The 21917-nt window shown below is 57.1% G+C and carries 6 protein-coding genes; 1 reads left to right on the forward strand and 5 read right to left on the reverse strand.

Going from position 1 to position 21917, the window contains the following annotated elements; genetic code table 11:
• Nucleotides 1-102: 102 nt before the first annotated feature.
• Nucleotides 103-492, forward strand: a complete 390-nt coding sequence (locus GY169_RS15420; RefSeq protein WP_163448588.1) for a hypothetical protein — start codon at nucleotides 103-105, stop codon at nucleotides 490-492.
• A 47-nt stretch (nucleotides 493-539) separates the two neighbouring features.
• Here the strand turns inward: GY169_RS15420 and ompA are convergent, their stop codons facing one another.
• The 5 genes from ompA to GY169_RS15445 all read right to left on the reverse strand — a co-directional run bounded on the left by ompA (nucleotide 540) and on the right by GY169_RS15445 (nucleotide 21870).
• On the reverse strand, nucleotides 540-1559 hold the full coding sequence (gene ompA, locus GY169_RS15425) for a porin OmpA (RefSeq protein ID WP_167576268.1): 1020 nt from the start codon (nucleotides 1557-1559) through the stop codon (nucleotides 540-542).
• Between the two features lie 133 nt (nucleotides 1560-1692).
• Nucleotides 1693-2949, reverse strand: coding sequence for an HlyD family efflux transporter periplasmic adaptor subunit (locus tag GY169_RS15430; protein ID WP_163448584.1), 1257 nt, complete (start codon nucleotides 2947-2949; stop codon nucleotides 1693-1695).
• Nucleotides 2930-5107 carry a type I secretion system permease/ATPase gene (locus GY169_RS15435; protein WP_167576269.1) on the reverse strand — a complete coding sequence of 726 codons (2178 nt, stop codon included), beginning with the start codon at nucleotides 5105-5107 and terminating at the stop codon, nucleotides 2930-2932. Before GY169_RS15435 ends, GY169_RS15430 begins: the two co-directional genes overlap by 20 nt.
• A complete protein-coding gene (locus GY169_RS15440; RefSeq protein ID WP_163448580.1) occupies nucleotides 5104-6549 on the reverse strand; it encodes a TolC family outer membrane protein in 1446 nt (481 codons plus the stop codon). The genes GY169_RS15435 and GY169_RS15440 overlap by 4 nt, the downstream gene beginning before the upstream one ends.
• A gap of 228 nt (nucleotides 6550-6777) precedes the next feature.
• On the reverse strand, nucleotides 6778-21870 hold the full coding sequence (locus GY169_RS15445; protein ID WP_167576270.1) for a BapA/Bap/LapF family large adhesin: 15093 nt from the start codon (nucleotides 21868-21870) through the stop codon (nucleotides 6778-6780).
• Between the last annotated feature and the right edge of the window lie 47 nt (nucleotides 21871-21917).

The raw sequence follows: 21917 nt of genomic DNA on the forward strand, positions 1-21917 counted from the left end.
AGTATAAAATTGCGACGTTATTTTTTTATAAACAATAAAAGACTCGAAGCCATTACGCATCAATGATAATAAATAGCGCATTGTAGCAATAAAGGTAATACGATGCGAAAACTCCACAAACTCATACTCTCCGGCGCGCTTATCCCACGAAAGAAGTCAGGCCATAGCCTGTTGCGAACGATTGATTTACTCCAGGTGCCCATCGTTCAAAATCAACCGCAAGAACTTCCGGCAAACAAAATCAGCTTTGGCTATTTACATTATGACAACAGATGTACTCTCGACGACCTTTCTTTCTATTTGAAACAAACGTTTTTACAGGATGTTAATATTCAAGATATGTTTGACAGCAGTAGCCAGACATATCGGGTTTATACTTCCCTGAGCAAACTGGATAAAATTAAACTGATTAATAACTACTACCTGGAAGAGCGCAATATTTCAGGTTTAAGACAGTTGAGAGACTCGTTAAATACCATCATCTATGAATAAAAAAAGCCTCCTCATAGCGATATGAGGAGGCTTTTTGGCTGTTGTTATTAGTGCTTATCGGTTATCTCAATCACAACATGACGGTCCGGCGCCAGGCAGCTAATCAACTGCGCTCCCGACTGGCTGTCACACTGAGAACCGGTCACCGAGTCACTGGCGCCACGACCCTCCGCGCGAATGTTGGCCGCGGGCATACCTAACGCCACCAGTTCATCCGCCACCGCCTGCGCGCGCTGCGCTGACAGCTGCTGGTTATAGTCCGCTGCACCAAGGCGATCGCTATAGCCAATTACCACGGTAGCCTTCGCAGAGGCTGGCTGTAGGCCCGGATTTTGATACAGCTGCGCGATGGCCGCTTTCCCCTCGGGGGTTAACGCGGCGGAGTCATAGCCAAACATCACGTCAGATTTCAGATTAAAACGCTGCGGCGCTGGCTGTGGCGCCGGGGCGGCAATCGGCGCCACGGCTGGCGTATCGTCGTGCTGGCCGAAACGATAAGAGATGCCTGCGGTAACGGAACTGATGTCGCTGCTGACGCCAATCTGATTTTCGTTACCCACGTTGCTAACCCACTGATACTCCAGGCGGCCTGCCCAGTTTTTATTAAAGGCATACTCGGTGCCCACGGCGACCAACGGACGAACGCCGGTTTCAAAGCGGTTATGACCCTGAATATCCGACTCCGCACGATAGCCCATTGCCCCAGCGCGGCCATACAGATCCCAGCTGTCGGTTAAACCGTAGCTGGCTTTCAGCGACAGCTGCAAACCCTGGCTCTTCATCTGTGAACCTGAGGCACCGTTTTTACCGTTGATCTGCATATTACCTAAATAATCGTAGCCGCCTTCAACCGCCAGCCATGGATTAATCTGGTAGCCGGTGAATACACCGCCGCCAACGTTATCGCTGTCATAACCGACATTAGCGCGTGGCGTGGTGCTGGTGTCAAAATAATGCGACCAACCCAGTTTCCCGCCGGTATACCAGGTGCCAGCATCTGCCGCCGCAAAAGCGGTGGTGGCGGTCAGCGCATTCGCAATAATTAAAGTGATCAGCGTCTTCTTCATAATTTTCCTATTATTAGCGTCCCATCAATCGACGGGTTGGATGCAAAGTGGCGCTACAATAGGTTTTTTACTCGACGCTGATAATCGTTTTTTTGTTTATTTTTGGATAGCCATCGGCCATCGCTGTAATAGCTTACCGCTCTCGGAGTGCCTCTTTCACCTTGTTAAACGGCTTCACCAGATAATCCATAACCGTCTTCTCGCCAGTTTTAATATCAACGTTAGCAATCATCCCTGGGACAATATTGAAGCGTTTCCCGGCTTTATTTTGCAGATAATCATTCTCAGTACGGATAAACACGCGATAATAATAGACTTCAGGCTTAGCCTCATCCTGAATGGTATCGGGCGAAATACTGTCTACCACCCCTTTCAGACTGCCGTAAATGGCATAATCATAGGCCGTTATCTTCACCAGCGCCGACTGGTCCGGATGGATAAAGGCAATATCGCGGGGCGACAGGCGCGTTTCAATCAGCAGATGGTCATCGCGCGGCACAATTTCCATCAATTCGCCGTTGGGTGGGATCACGCCACCCAAAGTATTGACCTTGATTTTTTTGACAATACCTTTCACCGGCGATCGCACCGTCATACGCGTGACGCTGTCGGTACGGCCACGAATAATCTCGGCCAGCGAAGCCGCCTCGGCGGTGGCTTTAGCCAGTTCTTCGCGAGCCTGAACCAGGTACTGCGAACGCAGGTCGAGAATTTTGAGCTGAAGATCGGAACGCTGGCGCTCAAGACGGAGCACTTCCACGTTGCTGGCCGCACCGGTTTTCGCCAGGCGACGGGTTATCGCCAGTTCACGGTCCACCGCCGACAGTGAATCAGCCACCCTTGCCTTTGAGTCGGAGAATTGGCTCCGGCGCAGGTTGTACAACCGGGTTTCGGAGGCCACTAGTTGCGGCGCATCGTTGAGCGCAGGCGGGAAAGTCAGCGGTAACTCGTTCACTTCGGCAGACAGACGCGCGCTGGCCGCGAGCGCTGCCTGATAGCGCGCCACGCTCTCACCGACGTTAGACTGTGAACGCGTTGGATCAAGACGAGCAACCACTTCCCCCGCTTCAACTCGCTGCCCTTCGCGAACATTCAGCGCCACCAGAATGCCGCCGTCCAGCGATTGCAGCACCTGCTCGCGCGAGCTGGGGATCACTTTGCCGGTCCCGGTTGAAACCTCATCCAACGTGCTAAATGACGCCCATCCCCAGGCCACCAGTAATAGCGCGCCGCATAAGGTCACGATTCGCCCGGAACGCGCCAGGCTCTCGTTATCCAGATCGTTTTCACCATGATCGCCGTTCCAGTTCAGCGGCTGGGCATTCGCCGGTGTCGGTATCGGAGCCTGTTCTGCAAGCGCAATGTCGGTCTCAGGCTGGTCGTCTTTCATCGTTCACCTCCGCTGCCTCGGCGTTTCTGCGCGCCATCGCCTTCTCTTTCGGCATATCCATCACCAGCGCGCCGTCCTTGAGTACCAGCACGCGGTCGACCACGGAGAGCACCGCGCTGCGATGAGTGGCAATAATCAAGGTCCGGCCCGCCAGCCAGTGGCTGAGACGGTCAAGAAAGTCACGCTCGGTGTGTTCATCCAGCGAGGCGGTCGGTTCGTCCAGCAGTACGATATTGGGATCGCGTAACATCAGGCGCGCCAGCAGGATCGATTGCCGCTGGCCGCCGGACAGACCGAGCCCGCCCTCCATGACCACATGATCCAGCCCGTGGGGCAATTTGCTGACTAACACATCCGCGCCGCACATCTCCAGCGCGGCATAGATTTCATCATCGCGTGCCTGCGGCGCGCCCAGCGTCAGGTTGTCGCGCAGCGAACCGTGAAATAGCCTGGCATTTTGCGTCATCAGCCCGGTATTACGCCGTAGATCGGCCACATCGATATGCGGTAGGCTCAGGGAGTCGAGCCGCAGCTCGCCCTGTTCCAACGGCACGCCGCCGATGAGCGCCTGTAGAAAGGTCGATTTCCCGGCACCGTTGCGTCCCAGCACGGCGATGCGTTCCCCGGCGCTAATATCTAATTTTGCGACCCGCAGCGGGACGATGGGCGAGTCCTGGCGATAGCGAAACGCAGTATCGGCAAAGTGGTAATTGCCGTGCAGCACTTCACGATGCAGCCGCTGCGAATCCCCCCCGTTTTCCACCGGCAACTGCATAATGCTGTCGATGCCGCCCTTTGCCGCTTTGGCCTGCTGCCAACGGGCCAGCACCCCGCACAATGCCGCCATTGGGGCAATCATGCGTGACGACAGCTGTGAGGCAGCAACAATCGCCCCGGTGGTAATGTCGCCATCGATGACCAGCGGCGCGCCCACGACGATTACCACCGCGTACACCAGCCCCTGGATTGTGTTACCCCAGGCCAGGAGCCCTTGCGTGAGCCGTCGGCTTTTCATCCCGGTTTGGGCGGTAATGCGGATATAGCTGTTCCACTGTTGCAGGAAGCGATTTTCAGCCTGCATCAGCTTGATATCCTCCAGCCCCTGCACGCTTTCAACCAGCACGGCATTACGCAGGGTCGACTCTTTCACGTTCTCCTGCGCCAGGTCGGCCAGTTTCTTCTGTAGCAGAATACCTGGCGCGATCATGATCAGCGCCGCCACCGGCGGGATCCATGCCAGCTGCGGCGCGATGATCGCCATGACCAGTAAAAACAGAAAAAAGAACGGCAGATCGGCGATCACCGAAACCGTGGTCGAGGTGACCATTTCACGAATCAATTCCAGCTCTCGCAGTTGGGAGATAAAGCTGCCGGTGGATCGCGGTACCACGTGCGTGCGCAGCCGCAGCGCATGGCCAAACACCCGGTCTGAGATGCGCATGTCGGCCTGTTTACCGAGAATGTCGCTCACGTGGCTGCGCATCAGCCGCATCGCCAGACCAAAAAACGCGGCAATCAGCACGCCAATAAACAGCACGTATAGCGTTGGGTAAGACTGGGCGGGAATAACCCGGTCGTAGACCTGCATCGAAAAAAGGATCCCGGCCATCGAAAGGACGTTGATAACCAGCGAAGCCAGCATCACGTGCCAGTAGGGTTTCATTTTGGTCATTGCCAGCTGGCGTAACCAGCCGGGGTTAAAATTAGCCAGATACTCCTCAGTCCGGCTATCGCGTGCCATCGCCGCCGGACGAAACGCCACCACGACCTGTATCATCTCAAGCAGTTCGGGCAGCGGCTGGCTGGCTATCAGGCTGGCGTCACGGGGAAAGCTAATGCCGACGCTGGCGTTACCGTCAAAGCTGTGAATGATGCCTATTTGCCCCGTTTTAAGCTGTACCACCAGCGGTAAACGCCAGCCGGAAACATCGTCCTTTTTTTCGTGCAGCCGCCGTGCCGTCAACCCAACGTGGCGCGCCATATTATTGAGCGCCACGCTCAACGGTTTAGCCAACTGCCAACGAGCCATCGCCTGCAGCCCACCGGGTGAAAACGGCAAGCGATAGTGCGTCGCCACCTGACTGATAACGGTAATCCAGTCGTTGAGCGCGTGGGCTTCCAGCGTTTCCTGTTCGGCAATCCGGGCTTTTCCCGTCATGGTTGAATCTCCACGCCCTGAATGGACTGATTATTGAGCGTAAACTGCTGGCGGGTTCGCCCGGTGTTGTACAGACAATCAAGCTGGAGGGTACGCAGCTGGCTTTCGGTTTCCTGCTGTGTAAAGCGCGCCTGATAAACTTCCTGCTCAGCGTTCAGCACATCCAGAAACGGGCGCGATCCGAGGTCGAGGTACTGCTGCTGATACAGTTCACGGGTCTTTTGCGTCAGAATCTGTTGGCGAGCCTGGATTTGCAGCGCCTGCTGGAGGCTGACCGACGCGTTCTGCGCGGCGCTAAGCTGCTGTCGAACCTGCAACTGGGCGCTACGTACCGCCGTGGTCGCGGCATCAAGACTGTACTGCGCGGCATCGCGATTGGCGGTCAGCCCGCCGCCCTGATAAATCGGCATTTTCACCCGCACATAGGCCGAATATTGGGTACGATCCAGCTGTTCGCTGTTGGCGTAGCGATCGTTAAGATAGCGGGTCACGTCTGACTCCAGCGAGATGGTCGGCTTCATCTGCGCTTCCGCCCCCGCCAGTTGGGCCGCCGCCTGGTTTACCCGCGCGCGCGCTTCCAGCACCGACGGTACGAGCTGGTCGTCCACTGTCGCCACGCCGCAGGATTTACCCAGCGTTTGCGGAAATTCGTTACTCACCACATCAATCTTATTCCAGCCCAGATAGGTCGACAGCGTGGCGCGCCAGCGTTCGAGATTGGCCTGATACTGCGCAAGCGTCGCCCGTGCGCCTTCAATACGCGCATCGGTTTGCACCACGTCAGAAAGCGAGCTGGCCCCTTCGCTGTTGCGTTCGTTGGCGAGCTTGCCTAGCTGTTGTAACGAGCGCAGCTGTTCTTCGGCGATCGCCACCAGCTCCTGATAGCCCTGCACCTGAACCAACGCCGCGGCGGTATCGTGGGCGACTTTATCAATGCTCAGCAGTACGACAGCCTGCTGAGCGGCCACCGCCGCGTTGGCTTCCCGCACCGCGCTGTCGGTCAGACCAAAGTCGTAGAGCATCTGGGACAGCGACAGCACGACCGAGGGAACGTTGCCGTGGTTGGAATAGCTGTTGGTCACGCCATTATTCAGGCCACCGCTGATTTGCGGGTAGTATTTGGCGCGGGCGACATCAATCTTTTGCGCGGTGCTGAACAGTTTGCCGGCCTCAGTACCAATATCGGGATACCACTGTACGGCGCGCTGTACCGCCTGGTTGATGGTTAAATTGGCGGGCGGCTTTGCGCTGGCGGCAAGGCCCGGGTCGCGCCCCCTGAGATTGGGCAATTCATCGTCAGCGGCAATGTTTTGCGGATTGATCTGCCTGGCGATGTCACTATCTGAACGCCCCCACGCCGCCCCGGCATCGGGCAGCAGCAGCGGCTGGATGCACACCGTTAACCAAAAAAATATCTTACCTTTACCGCTGCGTTTCCCCATACAACATCCCCAATATAATCAATATGTTGACCTAAGTGGCCGTTTATATTTTTTGATGACTATTGATGAATATCCGCCCCGCAGCGATGTCCCTTCCATAGGGAAATAAGCGGGTCGGAGGGTACAGCTCCTGAGGTGATGCCGTCCTGATGCGAAGACCGTTAACCCGCCTGGCGACGGGCTAACGGCTCGCGAGGTACTCTTTCGTGCCTGTCGCCTTGCAGAAGGCTATCCGTGGCTTGCCGATGAATCCTGATGTAACAGCTCTTCGAGCGTCGGCTGCACGCCCTCCAGAGTGATAAGTTGTGTCGATTGATACTGTGTCCCGGCACCGTCACGGTCAATGGACACCACCGTGTCTCCCGATGCCGTGTGCTCTATAGATAAATATTGGCCGAGATCTTCAGATTTACCACTCCAGTCCGTCAGTAGCTTGCTGATATCTATATGATCGCCGTCACTAACTGAGAAATCTGTCCAGTGATTGTTATGACCGTTACCGCCGGTGGCATCGTGGCTATCGAGCAGATTAAAGATCACCGTATCCCCCCCGCCGCCAAGCGTATAGGTATCGTCATATGCGCTACTTGTGGCGGCATCGTTCTTGTCGCTGCCTTCGACATGCGGATGCAGATCAATCGTCAGGCTGCCGTGACTGAGTGTGCCGTCCGGGGCCTTGAGGGTGTAGTCGAACTGCTCGCGTTGGCTCAGGTCGGCCACGCTAACCCCTTCACGCAGGGTATAGCTGTAGCTGCCGTCCGCGTGCAGCGTCAGCGTACCGTACACTCCTTCCAGGGTTTGCGACTGCGTACTGCCTGCGACTTCGCTAATCTGCTGGCCGCTCTCGTTGCTGAGGGTAATGCTGGCCCACAGCGCGCCGGACGCAATCTCGGCGATCTGCCCTTCGGCGGTAACGCCCGCGGCGGCGGCTTCCGGCGTTACGGCGACGCTGGTCAGAATCGTGCTGAATTCGCTGTTCAGGGTGTTGCCTGCCGTATCCAGCAGCACCACGCTGTAATGTCCGTCATGCAGCGTGGTGTTATTAAGGTTGATGTTCGCCGTCAAGGTCGAAGCATCCGCGTTCAACGTGCCGGTGGTCAGCAAATTGCCCTGCGCGTCGAGAATCTGATACACCGCCTGGCCGTTGGGTGTCGGTAAGGTTGAGAACGCCAGGGACAGCGTGGCGTGCGTCAAGGCATCCGCGTTATCGACCTGCAATGTAGCGCCCTGAGCCGTGTCGGCCTCCGTCGTGGCCAATAGCGTTGCCGCTCGCGCGCTGGTTTGTAGCGCCGTCGACTCTTGCACCACGCTTTCGTCCGCCACCAGCGCCATCGTAGTCATCAGCGACTGCGCGGCCACCGTCGTCCCCACGGCGGGCAGGGAAATGGTCAACGTTGAGGTGCTGACCGACGCGCCATTGCGGATGACATACGTGAAGCTCTCCTGGCCCAGCCCGCTGGCCGGTTGACCGGTACGCAGGGTATAGGTGTACCCGCCCTGCGCGTTGATGACTAAATTACCGTAGTTACCCACAATGGTGGTGTTGCCTGTGGCGGCTATCGCCTGGCCGTTCACATAGCTCACCACGGTACCCGCAGGGGCGACGTCCGCGCCGCCGCTGCCGCCATTTGCCCCGCTGATGACATTACCGGAAACGGATTCGACGGCGGCCTGATAGGTATGGGTAACGTCATTGCTGGTGGCTAATGTCGCGATGCTGCCTACCGCCACGCCCGTATCGGCTTTCAGCAGGAACACATAGTGCCCCGCAGCCAGCGTAATCGACTCAGATGTCGCGCCCCCCAGTAATGTAACCTTGATCCAGTCATCATAGACTTTGCTCTGTTCATACCTGCCGGTCGTTGGATTAAGCTTGTAAATATAGAGGTCAAAAGTCGACAACAGGGCCACTCCAATGACGCTGCCGTTTAGCGTAAAGGTGCGGGTGGCGTTCGTGGGAACGTCAATTTGCAGCTGCCCGCTTAAGCTCACCCCCACATCCAGCACCGCCCCGAGCCCGACGTTCGCCACAATCACCGAAGAGTTGCTCACTTCTTTGGTGGTGACATCTGCTGGCGTTGGATCGACCTCCATCGTCACCCGATCAGGGTTTGCATGAAGGTTAGGCAAATTCAGGTCGATAGTCAGCGTCGCGTTGCTGGTTGAGCCATTTGGCGCTTTCAACTGGTAGGTAAAGACATCCGGTCCGGTTACGCTGGACGGCGAAACACCCGCTTTCAACGTATAGGTATAGCCGCCCTGGGCGTTGATGGTCAGCGTGCCGTAGGTACCCACAATGGAAGTCGACCCACTCGCCGCAACGGCGGATAACCCGCTGGACGACGCGGCGCTGGCTCCACTCACCACCGTACCGTTCGGGGCGCTATCAACCCCGCCGCCGCCCACGCCGGTGATCACGTTACCGGTCGTGGTCGCCCCTGCCGTATCAACAAAGACGCCAGTCGTGACGTCCGATGTCACTTTCAGTTGGCTGCTGGTCAATAACGACAAACCATCATCGGCCTGTAGCAGCAACGCATAGTCGCCAGCTGGCAGATTCAGCTTCGCGGTGCCAGAAGTACCGCTCAACAGCAGTACCTGAAGGAAGTTATCGACTCTCTGGTACATGCTATAGGTACCGTCGCCGTTGGACTTGTAGATGTACAAATCGAACGTCGACAGCAGCGTAACGCCCACCGCGCTGCCCTGAAGTGTTAATGCGCGCGAGGCACCTTCATCAACGTGGAACGTCGGCAGTTGGCTGCTTTGAATGACGTTCAACGACAGCAGATCGCCCGCCCCAAGCTTCAACACGTTCAGGCTTTGCGAGGCGGAACTCGGCGTCGCGGTCACTTGTTGGATAGAGGTGGTCAGGGTCAGACCTGCCTCATCGTTCACTGCGTTGAGGATTTGCGTGCCAATGGTGGGATCGATGTTGAGGACAAACGGCGGTGTTTTCACGCCGATATTGCCTGCAGCATCGACGGCGTTGAAGGTAAAGTTATGCGAGCCGGTGGTCAGCGCGGTCGTTGGCGTCCATGTCCACTGACCATTGGGCCCTGCGGTTACCGTGGTGACCAGAGTGGCGCCATCATAGATATTCACCTTACTGTTGGCTTCCGCGATACCGCTAAAACTGGGCTTCGTATCGTTGGTAATGCTGCCCGAAGTGAGGTTACCGATATCGGGCGCAATGTCATCATATACCGTCAGGCCGGTAATCACGCCAGGCGCAACGGTATCAACCTTCAGATTAAACGTCGGCGACGTACCACCAATATTACCCGCCGCGTCGGTTGCCGTGGCCGTAAAGGCATGATCGCCATCGGCCAGCACCGCTGATGGCTGGAATGACCATACCCCGTTGCCATCCGCAGTCGTTGAACCCAGCACCTTGCCGCCGTCATACACGGTAATGGTGGTGTTTTTCTCCGCCGTACCGCTGATGATTGGCCGACTGTCGTTGGTGTTCAGCGTTCCGGATACGGGATCAACCGTATGCGTCACCGTCAACGTGCCAATCGCCGCGGGCGCTTTGGTGTCGATAGTGAGCTTGAAGTCCGGCGAACGTCCGCTCACGTTACCCGCCGCATCGCTGACAGTCGTTGAGAACGTATAGGTGTCATCGGCAAGTGCTGATGGGGTGAAATTCCACAGGCCATTACCGTCGGCCTGTACGATGCCCAGCGCGTTTGCGCCGTTGTAGATAGTGACAAACGCGTTAGCTTCCGCGGTACCATTCAGGGTTGGCGTGTTGTCGTTGGTGAAACCTTCTTTGGACAGCAATCCCGTCACCGGGGAAACGTCGTCAGTAATGGTGATGTTGGTTGCTATTGAGGGTGCCGTTGCGTCGATATTGAGGATAAATACCGGTGACGATACGCTGACGTTACCCGCGGCGTCGCTTACCGTGGTGCTGAAGCGGTGTTCCCCATCACTCAGTGCCGCCGGGGTATAGGACCAGGCACCGGTGTTATCGGCTGGCACGGTCGCCAGCAGCTTACTGCCGTCATACACGTTAACCCAGGTCCCTGGCTCCACAGTACCACGCAGCGTCGGCATATTATCGTCAGACAGCGCGCCGCTCACCAGATCGCCCCGCACGCTGCCGACGTCATCATTGACCAGCGGTAGCGCACCCGGCTGCGGTGTGCCGGTATCGACATTCAGGATAAAGGGGGCGGTTGCCGGGCTGGTGTTACCCGCTGCGTCAGCTACCTTAAGCGTCAGACTGTGCGAGCCGTCATCCAGCGCCTTCCCGGGCGTCAAAGACCAGATACCCAATCCGTTGACCGTGGTACGGCCAATCTCAATACCGCCATCAAACACAATGACGGTGGTATTTGGCGTGGCGCCAATCCCCGAAATCGTGGGCAGCTTATCATTGGTCGATGCCCCGCTGCTCAATGTCCCCACACCCGGAGCAACATCGTCGGTGACGGTATAATTGGCGATAGCCGCTGGGACGGCGGTGATAACATTCATGGCAAAGATTGGCGACGATAGACTGACATTACCAGCCGCATCGGTCGCCGTGACAGTGAAACTGTGCGGCCCCGGCAACAATGGGTTCACTATCTGGTAGCTCCATGCGCCTCCAGGACCGGAGGCTATGACGCTATCCACCAGTATGCCGTTATCGTATATCTTAACCGTACTGCCCAACTCCGCTGTGCCGCTCAACGCAGGCTTAGTATCGTCGGTCACACCGCCGTTAGTCACATTCCCCACGATCGTACCGTAGTCGTCATAGACCGTAATGCTGCCAGGCGCAGCAGGCGCAACGGTGTCGATAGTCAGGTTAAAGACCGGCGACTTGACGCTCTCATTCCCCGCCGCATCGGTGGCGGTCACCGACAGCGCGTACGCGGCATTGCTCCATCCGGTGAGTGAGGCATAGCTCCATGAACCATCGGCCAGCGCGCGGGTGGTCGCTATTACTGTGTTGCCGTTGTAAATCGTCACCAGCGCATTGGCTTCTACGCTGCCGACGGCACCGGTCAGTACCGGGCGGGGGTCGTTAATGGTATTGCCATTGGTCACATCGCCGATCACGGGCGCAATGTTGTCGGTCACGGTAAAGGCCAACGGCGCTTTCGGCGCCAGAGTATCAATCGTCAGGACGAACGGCGGCGAAGCCGGACTAACGTTGCCCGCCGCATCGGTGGCAGTTGCGGTGAAGGTATAGGTGGCATCAGGTAACGAAGAGGGTGAGACGCGCCATGTGCCGTCACTGCCTGCAGTCGCAGTACCGATAAACGTCGAACCGCTGTAGACATTAATAGTCGTGCCGGCTTCGGCGCGACCGCTGATAACTGGCGTGCTGTCTTTAGTGGTCGAGCCGGTCAACAGCGCCGTCGTCCCCACGTCGTTCGAGACGCTTAACGTCAGAATAGGCAGCGGTGCAATGGTATCCACGTTGAAGAGGATTGGCGTGGTCGCCGTACTCACGTTCCCCGCCGCATCAGTGGCGGTCACCGTCAGACTATGGCTGCCGTTCAGCAGCGTCGGCGTGGTGAAGCTCCAGGAGCCATCAGCGTTCGCCACAACCGAGCCGAGAAACACGCTGCCATCATAGACGGAAACCCGGGCTCCCGCTTCCGCACTGCCCACCCCGCCGGTCAGCGTCGGCGTGGCGTCGTTAGTATAACCATTCGGGGCGATGGTTCCCTGCACCGGATCCTTATCATCGGAGAGCGTGATGTTCTTCACCACTGCCGGCGGCGCGGTGTCCACCGTCAGGCTGAAGTCCACTCCACTGCTGGGGTTACCCGCCTGATCGACAACCTTAATCGTGAAATTGTGCGATCCTTCCGCCAGATCTTTCGTTGGCGTAATCGACCATAGACCGGAAAGGTCCAGTGTCGCCCGACCTATTTCGGTCGTGCCTTCCAGCAGGATGACCGTACTGCCAATTTCCTGAGACGCCAGGACAACGCTTCCGCTAAAGGTCGGTTTCGTATCATTGGTTGAACCACCGTCATCAATGCTGCCGGTTCCCGGCAGGACATCGTCAGTCACCACCAGCGAAGTCACATCACCCGGCGCAACGGTGTCCACGGTAAACTGGAACAGCGAGTTAGGCGGTGTGGTGTTGATGCCGTTTGTCACCGTAGTGATGATCAGGTGCGAGTCATCGCTTAATCCAGTCGGTGTGAACGACCATGTGCCGTCGCCATTCACCGTGGTCGAACCAATAAAGTTAAGGATGTTATTGTCGTAGAAGTTAATGACAGTCCCGGCCTGCGCTTTCCCGCTAAAAGTGGGCGTCGGGTCGTTGGTATAACCGCCGTTGGCGATTGTCCCCTGCACCGGGTCGTGATCATCGGTCACAACCAGTTCAGAGATACCGCCGCTTAACGTCGCTGTATTGATTTTTAAATCAACGGCCACCGAAATGCCGCCCTCGTTACCCGCAGCATCCACAACTTTGGCGGTAAATTTATGGTCGCCATCGGCAAGCGGCGCAACTGGCGTAAAGCTCCAGGCTCCCAGTCCATTAACAGACGCACTACCAATAAGTACGCCATTGTCGTAAATATTGACCGTCGCATTTGGCTCGCCGCTCACAGCCAGGCTGGTGAACGTTGGGCGATTATTATCCGCCAGAGCCCCGAGAGGAATACCAAGACCATCAGTTACCAGTAGCGCAATGACAGCGGTTGGCGCAATCGTATCCACTTCAAACACCAGATCCGCAGAATGGCTGCTGGTGTTACCGGCAGCATCGGTTGCCGTGATGTTGAAGGTGTATGTGTTATCGGCAAGCGTGGGCGTATAGCTCCACCGCCCTTCAGCATCAGCGTTAACCGTCGCCACTGCCGTCGGCGTCGCCCCTCCAGTGCCCTGATAGATAGTTACCTTAGAGAAGGCTTCCACCACCCCGCTCAGGGTCGGTGTCGCATCGTTAGTCAAACTGCCAATGGTCCCCTGATACCACGCCACGTTATCGGTTGCAGTAATGGGGACTGGCTTATCAGGCGCCGTAGCATCAATATGCAGGACAACGGCTGGCGACGGCTCGCTCACGTTACCGGCTTTATCGGTCACCGTCGTCGTCAGACTGACGATGCCATCATTGAGTTTGCCCGTCGTGAAGGACCAGTTGCCATTGGGGTCAGTAACGGTAACTTCGCCCAGATAGGTCGTGTCGTTGTAGAAGGTGACTGTACTCCCCACTTCCGCCTTGCCGCTTAGCGTTGGCATATTGTCATTAGTGAGATCGCCAGATTTTAAATCGCCGACGATGCCGCCGGTCACGCTGTCGCTAATCGTCAGGTTTGTCACCGGATCCGGGGCAACGGAATCAACCGTAAAGACAAATTCCGGTGAGTCTGCGCTTTGGTTGCCCGCCGCATCGGTAGCCGTGGTGATGATAGAGTGAGGGCCCTGCCCAATCGAGGACGAGGGCGTAAAACTCCAGCTCCCGTCGATCGTCGACGCCGTCGTCGTGCCTATCTGTTGTTTGTTATCATAAATGATCACCGTGCTGCCTTTTTCCGCCGTCCCGCTAAAGGTGGGCGTCGTGTCTTTGGTATAACCTTCTGCCAAAATCGTTCCGGATCCAACCACGAGATCCTCGGTCACGGTGACCGTTCCCATTACCGGTGGCGCTTTCGTATCGATATTCAGCACGAGTTCCGGTGAAAAGCCGCTCACGTTGCCTGCGGCATCGGTCGCCGTAACCTTGAAAATATACTGTGCGTCCGCCAGGTCTCCGGAGGTGTAGCTCCATTTACCGTCCGTCCCCGCTCTCACGCTATCAATCGGTGCGCCATCCCGGTAAATGGTTACCAGTGCATTACCCTCCACCACGCCGCTCAGGGTTGGCGTCTTGTCATTAGTGAGTCCGCTGGCGGGAATAGCGCTTTCAGGAAGCGGGTTATTATCGGTCGCGATGATCGCGCCCGGCGCAGCAGGCGCGATGGTATCCACAATAAAGACAAACGGATCGGAAACATCGCTCTGGTTACCTGCGGCATCCTCAACAATGGTGGTATAGCTATGGGTACCTTCGGTCAGCGGCGTCGTGAGCGGGTAGCTCCAGTTACCATTAACGTGATCCGCCGTCACGGTGGCCACCCACTTCCCATTATCAAACAGCAGTACTTTGCTATCAGCTTCGGCGGTGCCGCTGATGACGGGCGTCGAGTCACTCGTTGAGCTACCGTAGGAGACGTTAACGGCCACCGATTGCGTATTATCGGATACCGCCAGGTCAGTGACCTTCGCGGGCTTCGAGGTATCGACCGTCAGCTCAAAAGGAGATGAAGCCGTGCTGGCATTACCGGCTTTGTCCACGACGACGGTCGTGATGCGGTAGTCGCCATCCACAAACGTCGGAGTGAAAGCCCAGACGCCGTGAATGTCTGCTGTCACCCGTCCCAGTTCGGTGGTTCCATTGTTGTAAATAATCACCGTGCTTTGCGCTTCCGCATTGCCGCTAAAGGTTGGGTTTTTGTCGTTGGTACTGTCGCCGCTGGTCAGTGGGCCTTTCACCGGTAGGATATCATCGATGACGGTCATATTCGTGACGACATCTGGCGCATGGGTATCAATCGTCAGATCGAAAATGGGAGACGCCGGGCCGATGTTTCCGGCGGCGTCAGTCGCCGTCGCGGTCAGATGATAATCGCCGTCGTTAAGCGCGCTGGTTGGTGTGAAGGTCCAGCTGCCGTCAGTTTTTGACGCTTGCGCAACCCCCAGCACCGCCTTCCCGTTATAAATGGTGACGGTGCTTCCCGGCTCTGCAAAACCATTAAGCGTCGGGGTAGCATCATTGATACTTTGCCCATTTAGAACGACCGCTGTCAGCAGATCGTTAATCACCGTAAAGGTCGGCGCGTTGGTCGGCGCAGTCGTATCCACTTCAATGACAAAATCGACGGCGGTTGTGCTCGAGTTGCCTGCCGCATCGGTCACCGTCACGGTAATATGATAGTCCCCCTGCTCAAGGGGAGCAGGTGTGTAGCTCCAGCTGCCATCATCGCCCGCGGTGGTCGTTATCAACAGCGCCAGATTAGGAGCGGTACCGCTATACAGCTCCACCTTCGCCCCCGGTTCTACCTTGCCGCTGAAGGTTGGCGTGGTGTCATTGGTGCTGCCGCCGTTGGGGACATTACCAATCACCGGCGCGACATTATCGGTGACAACCAGTGCGGTAGTCAGATCTGGCGCGATGGTATCAACGGTAAATACAAAAGAGGGGGATGGCTGGCTGACATTGCCCGCGTCATCAGTAGCCGTAGCCGTGAGACTGTAATTGCCGTCCTTCAATGATGTCGTCGGCGGCACGTTAGGCGGGAAATGCCAGTCACCGTTACCGTCGGCCTGCCCAGTGGCAATCAGCGTGGTGCCGTTGTAGATCTTGATAATGGTGTTCGGATCCGCTTTGCCGCTGAAAATCGGTATCGTATCGTTAATATCCATACCGCTGGTCACCACACCGTGGGTATCGGTAACGATAATGCCGCTAATTTTTGCCGGCGGGACAGTATCGATAGAGACCGTCACCGGAGTCGAACTCAGGCTGCTATTACCTGCCACGTCGATCGCTTTCGCTGTAATACTGTGTGGGCCTTCGGCAAGGATTGGCAGGTGAATCGACCACGCGCCGCCCGCTCCCGCAACCGTCGTGCCCAGTACCGTGGTGCCATCGGTGTCGTATACCACGATGGTGGCACCCTCTTCACCGACACCACTGAGGGTGGGTGAAGCGTTATTAATCTTCGCGCCATCCGCCAGCGTCACCCCGTCATTTTGCAGAATAAGTCCGCTCATCGCCGACGGCGCGGTGGTATCCACGGTAAAAGAGGTTGGCGGAGAGACGAGACTGACGTTACCGGCCTCATCCGTCGCGGTTGCGGTCAGGCTATAGTACTTATCGCTTAACGCGGTCGTCGGCGTCACTTCCCAGTGACCGTCAGCCCCGGTCTTAACGGTCGCAATCAGCATGGTGCCATTGGCATCCGTGTTATAAATGTTGACGATACTGTTCGGCTCTGCGCGACCGCTGAAGGTGGGTAACGTATCGTTGGTGATGCCGTTGGCGCCGACCGTCCCCAACGTCGGTAAACGATTATCGGTGACAGTAATTGCGGTAATGGTCGCGGGTGGCGTCAGATCGATAACCACGACAGCGGGCTGAGAAGCGGCGCTAACGTTGCCCATCGCGTCGCTCGCTTTCGCGGTAAGATTGTGCGGGCCTTCCGCAAGGGGTGAAATCGCCAACGACCAGTCGCCGTTCTGGTCGGCCTGAACGGTACCCAACGCTATCGTGCCGTTAGTATCATAAACGGTCACGAAACTGAGTGGTTCGCTCTTGCCACGCACCGTCAGAGTGGTGTCATTGGTGCTGCCACCTAGCGCGACGACGCCGCTGTCTGCCACAATCTCGATCCCAGTCACCGGTACTGGCGGCGTCGTATCGATAGTCAGATTAAACGCCGGGGATTTGATACTGTTGTTGCCCGCGGCATCGGTGACAATTGCGCTCAGGCTGTGCGAGCCATCGTCCAGCGGCAGCGTCGGGGTAAAACTCCAGTCGCCTGTGCTGTTAGCCTGTACACTCCCCAGCACGGTATTGCCATCATAAATGGTTACCGTGGCGTTGTTCTCCGCCTTGCCCGTCAGCGTTGGCGTATTGTCGTTGGTCCGGTCTCCGTCTTTGAGCGCGCCGATTCCGGGCTCCCTGTCGTCATACACCACCAGATTCATAATCTCGGCGGGGATACCGGTATCCACTTCCAGGTTAAAAGGTGGAGACTCTACGCTTACGTTCCCCGCCGCATCGCTGACTATCGTCGTAATCGCGTGCGCCCCTTCGCCTAACGCGATAGCGGGGATAAAGCCCCATTGCCCATCAGCGCCGACCGTGACGATGCCAATAATATTACCGTTATCTTTGATCGTGACCGTCGTGCCAGGCTCGGCTGTCCCGCTAATAATCGGTGTTGGGTCGTTGGTCGCTCCACCGCTCTGCAGTTGGCCAATTCCCGGTGAGGCATCATCAACGATGCTCAGATCGCCGACCGGATCGGGTGCTACGGTATCAACATAAATCACATACGGCTGCGAGGGGGCAGACTCCACGTTGTTCACCACCAACACGAAAGTCATGCTATGCATGCCATCATCGAGGGCCGATGTGGGTGACCAGGACCAGGCCGTTTGGCCGTGCAACGTGACCGTCCCCACCAGTTGGCCCTGATCATAAACCCGGATCGTCCCGGTCGCCGCCGCCGATAGTGTTCCGCTAAAAATCGCCTGGCTATCGTTAGTCGAGCCGCCGTTGGCTATCAGCCCGGTGTGCGGTAGCACATTATCAGAGGCGATGACGCCATCGATCGCCACCACCGTTGGCACGACCGTGATAGCAAAAGGCGGCGTAACAGTGCTGAAGTTACCAGCCGCATCAGTCACCTGAGTCGTGATGTTGTGGAGACCGCCGCTCAGCGGCGCATCGGGGGTAAAGGTCCAGATGTTGTTACTGTCTACCGGCGCGGTACCCAGTAATATCCCGTTGTTGTAGATGCTCACCGTGGTACCCGCCTCAGCGGTGCCGCTGAACGTCGGCTGGGTATCGTCAGTCTGACCCCCACTGACTAACGGCCCCTGCTGCACGCCCACGTTATCCATCACCGTCATCCCGGCAACTGGATTCGGTGCCAGAGTATCAACAATGATCTCCACCGCTGCCGTAGGCTGGCCGGTATTTCCCGCCGCATCCACAGCCACCGCGCTCAGGCTGTGCGGGCCATCGGTCAACGGCGTCGCCAGTTCCACGCCCCAGTTACCGTTAAGATCGGCGGTCACGCGCGCAATCTCGCGGCCCCCATCATAAACAATCACCTGTACGCCCGGGTCGGCCTTACCGCTCAGAATCGGCGTATTATCGTTGGTGGCTTCGCCGGAGACGATGGTTCCCACGTTCGGCATTTGATTATCGGTGGCAATAAACAGCGTCACCGGCCCTGGGGCGACGGTATCAACGCCCAGGACAAATTCCGGAGACGGAGCGCTGACATTACCCGCCGCATCGGTGACGGTAGCCGTTATTGTGTGTACGCCTTCACTTAACGGTGTAGAAGGAATAAAGCCCCACTGTCCATCGCTGCCTACTGACACGCTACCCAGTACCCTGGTGCCATCGTACAGCGTTACGGTAGCGCCAGGTTCCGCCTGACCGCTGATAATCGGCGTACTGTCGTTGGTAACACTGCCGCTTGTCAGTTGGCCAATGACCGGTGCTTTGTCATCAACAATGACCAGATTCGTCACCGGTTCGGGCACCGTTGTGTCGACCGTCAGCACAAACGGCAGTGAGGGCGCGGACGGGCCGCTGCCGCTGTCGACCGTAAAGGTCACGTTGTGCTCACCTTCGCCCAGCGCAGGTGACGGGGTAAAGCTCCACTTGCCGTCTCCGTCCGCGTTGACGCTGGCCAACAGTACGCCATTGTCATAAACCGCTATCGTGCTGTTGGTCGCCGCGTTCCCGCTGAAGGTCGGCGTCATATCATTGGTCAACGCGCCGTTCGCCAGCGTCCCCTGAACGGGATCTACGTTATCCGTTACCACCAGTCCACTAATCGGATCCGCCACAGGCTTAATCATCAAATCAAAAGCCGACGATGGCGGGCTTGCGTTACCTGCGGCATCGGTGACAACAGTGGTGAACTGATGCAAGCCGCTGCTCAACGGGGTATCAGGGGTAAAACTCCAGCTTCCGCTGCTATCGACGGATACCAGGCCTAGCAGGTTCGCGCCATCATAAACGCTGACGGTGCTATCCGGCTCAGCGCGCCCCGAGAAAGTGGGCGACGTATCGTCAGTTGTACTGCCGCTGGTCAGCTTGCCCTGTACCGGCCCCATGTCATCCGTCACCGTGATGTTCATGGCCGCCAGCGGCGCTGAGGTATCGACGCTAAACACCAGTTCAGCCGTCGGTTGACTCGCGTTCCCGGCGGCATCGACGGCGATAACGATCAGTCCGTGAAGGCCATCGCTCAGCGGTGTCGTCAGCTCCAGTCCCCACTGGCCGCTGGCATCTGCGACGGTATGCGCAATCTCAATACCCTTGTCATAAATAATGATGTCGCTACCTGGATCGGCCTTACCACTGATGACAGGCGTCGCGTCATTCGTCACCTCACCAGCCGTTACAGTTCCCACGACTGGCGCTTGATTATCAGTCACCAGCAGATCTGTGACCGAAGCTGGCGCTGTAGTATCAACTACCAGCACAAAATCAGGCGATGCGGCGCTGGCATTGCCGGCCGCATCAGTCACGACAGTGGAAATCGCGTGCGTGCCTTCGCTGAGCGCGGGGGCCGGTGTAAAGCCCCATTGCCCGTCTGCGCCGACTAACGCGGTACCAATCAGCTTGCCACCGTCATAAATGCTGACTGTCGATCCCGGTTCAGCGCTCCCGCTGATAACAGGCGTACCGTCGTTGGTTGAATCCCCGCTATGCAGTTGGCCAATACCAGGGTTGAGATCGTCAACGATCGTCAAGTCGCTAACCCCATCAGGGGCCTGCGTATCTACAGTCAGCACAAACGGTTCTGACAGCGTCGCGCCGCCATCGGAAGAGAACGTAAAGCGATAATGATCGTCCGCCAGCGCAGGCGGGGTAAAATGCCAAATACCCTGAGCATCAGCGGTCACCGTGCCGCTGTCGATGCCATTGATATAAACCGTTATCGTGCCAGACGCGGGGCCAGTGCCGGTGAAGGCTGGCGTTGTATCGTTGGTTGACGCGCCGTTAGCCAGCGCGCCGGTTCCAGGATTAACGTCATCATCGACCGACGTCACGGTAACGCTACTTGCCGGCGGGGCGATAGTCAGGTTGAAGGAAGGGGAATCTCCGCTGTTATTCCCTGCGGCGTCGGTGACAACGGTGTGGAAACTGTAATTACCCGCAGGCAACGGCGCATCAGGAGTAAAATGCCAGCTGCCGTCAGGTGCGACGGTGGCCGTTCCCAGAAGCGTTGTTCCCTGATAGACGCTCACCGTTGTCCCGTCTTCTACACTCCCCGCCGCGCCGCTAAAGGTGGGCGTAGTGTCTGTCGTCGTCCCTTTTTCTGGCAACGTAACGACGGTCCCCCCCGTATCATCACTCACCGTAAAAGCGCCCATCGTGACCGGTTTTTCGGTATCCACATCGAACACCAGCGGCGCGGTGGAGGGCCCGATGTTTCCGGCAAGATCGGTGGCATTTGCGCTCAGGCTGTGCTTGCCTTCGCCCAATACCGTGCTTAACTCAAGCCCCCAGTTGCCATGCACGTCAGCCTGCGCACTGCCAACCAGTTTGCCAAAATCATAAATATTAACGGTGCTGCCCGGCTCGGCTTTGCCGCTGATGACCGGCGTATTATCGTTCGTCGTTTCGTTAGCCGAGATGGTGCCCAGCACCGGGGTCTGATTATCGGTGGCAATGAATAGCGTGACCTCTCCCGGCGCGTGAGTATCAATCGTCACCACGTAGGCTCCACTCTTCCCGCTGCTGATATCTCCCTTGCTCACCGTAGTCGTGAAACTGTGCACCCCATCGTCTAGCGCGGCAGGGGTAAAACTCCACAGTCCTTTGGCATCTGCTGTCACGGAACCTAACCGGGTTTCGCCGTCATAAATCGTGACCGTTGAATTTGCCAGCGCCTTACCGCTTAGGGTTGGCGTATTGTCGTTCGTGAACCCGCCTTTCGCGATCGTTCCCGTATATTGTTCGACATTATCAGTGATTGTCAGCTCTGTGACGTTGTCAACCTGAGTCTGGTTATTCTCGGTGGGGAGAGTGGGAATGCCAGGAAGGGTATTGTCATCCGGGTCATTATCCTTACTGCCCTCCGGGCCGCCGTTCTGATTGTCTGCCGGGTCATCATCTGCGTTGTGGTGATGGTTACCTGAGCTACCAATACTGGCAGCCGCAGCAGCCATCCCAGCGCCAATACCCAGCGCGCCCAGGATCCACGGCATGGCGCCTTCGGTGCTACTTTGGGTAATCAGCAGAGCATCAATATCGGCCAGTGGCGCAAAATGCAGACCGTCAGTCGGTTCTTCGACCCACCACAGCGCGCCATTCTGATCCTCAAGCACCAGTTCACTGCGGTGCCCTTCAGTATCGAGCACGAAATAGTTCTCGATGGTGATTTTTTCGCCATTTCTCAGCGAGATAACGAGGTCGTTGCCACTGCGCTCCAGCCCGGCAACGTCACGAGGGCTAATGTTGATTTTGACAATGCTGGGTGAAATGAGGCTTACGGTTTCACCTGATACGGTAGAGGTGGTTGCGCCACTCCGGGCAATAATAGAGATATTAGCCATATGATTAGAACCTCGTCACAAACAATTATGAACTGGTTATTGTTAGC

The sequence above is a fragment of the Kluyvera genomosp. 3 genome, assembly GCF_011765685.1.
Classification (GTDB): domain Bacteria; phylum Pseudomonadota; class Gammaproteobacteria; order Enterobacterales; family Enterobacteriaceae; genus Kluyvera; species Kluyvera georgiana_A.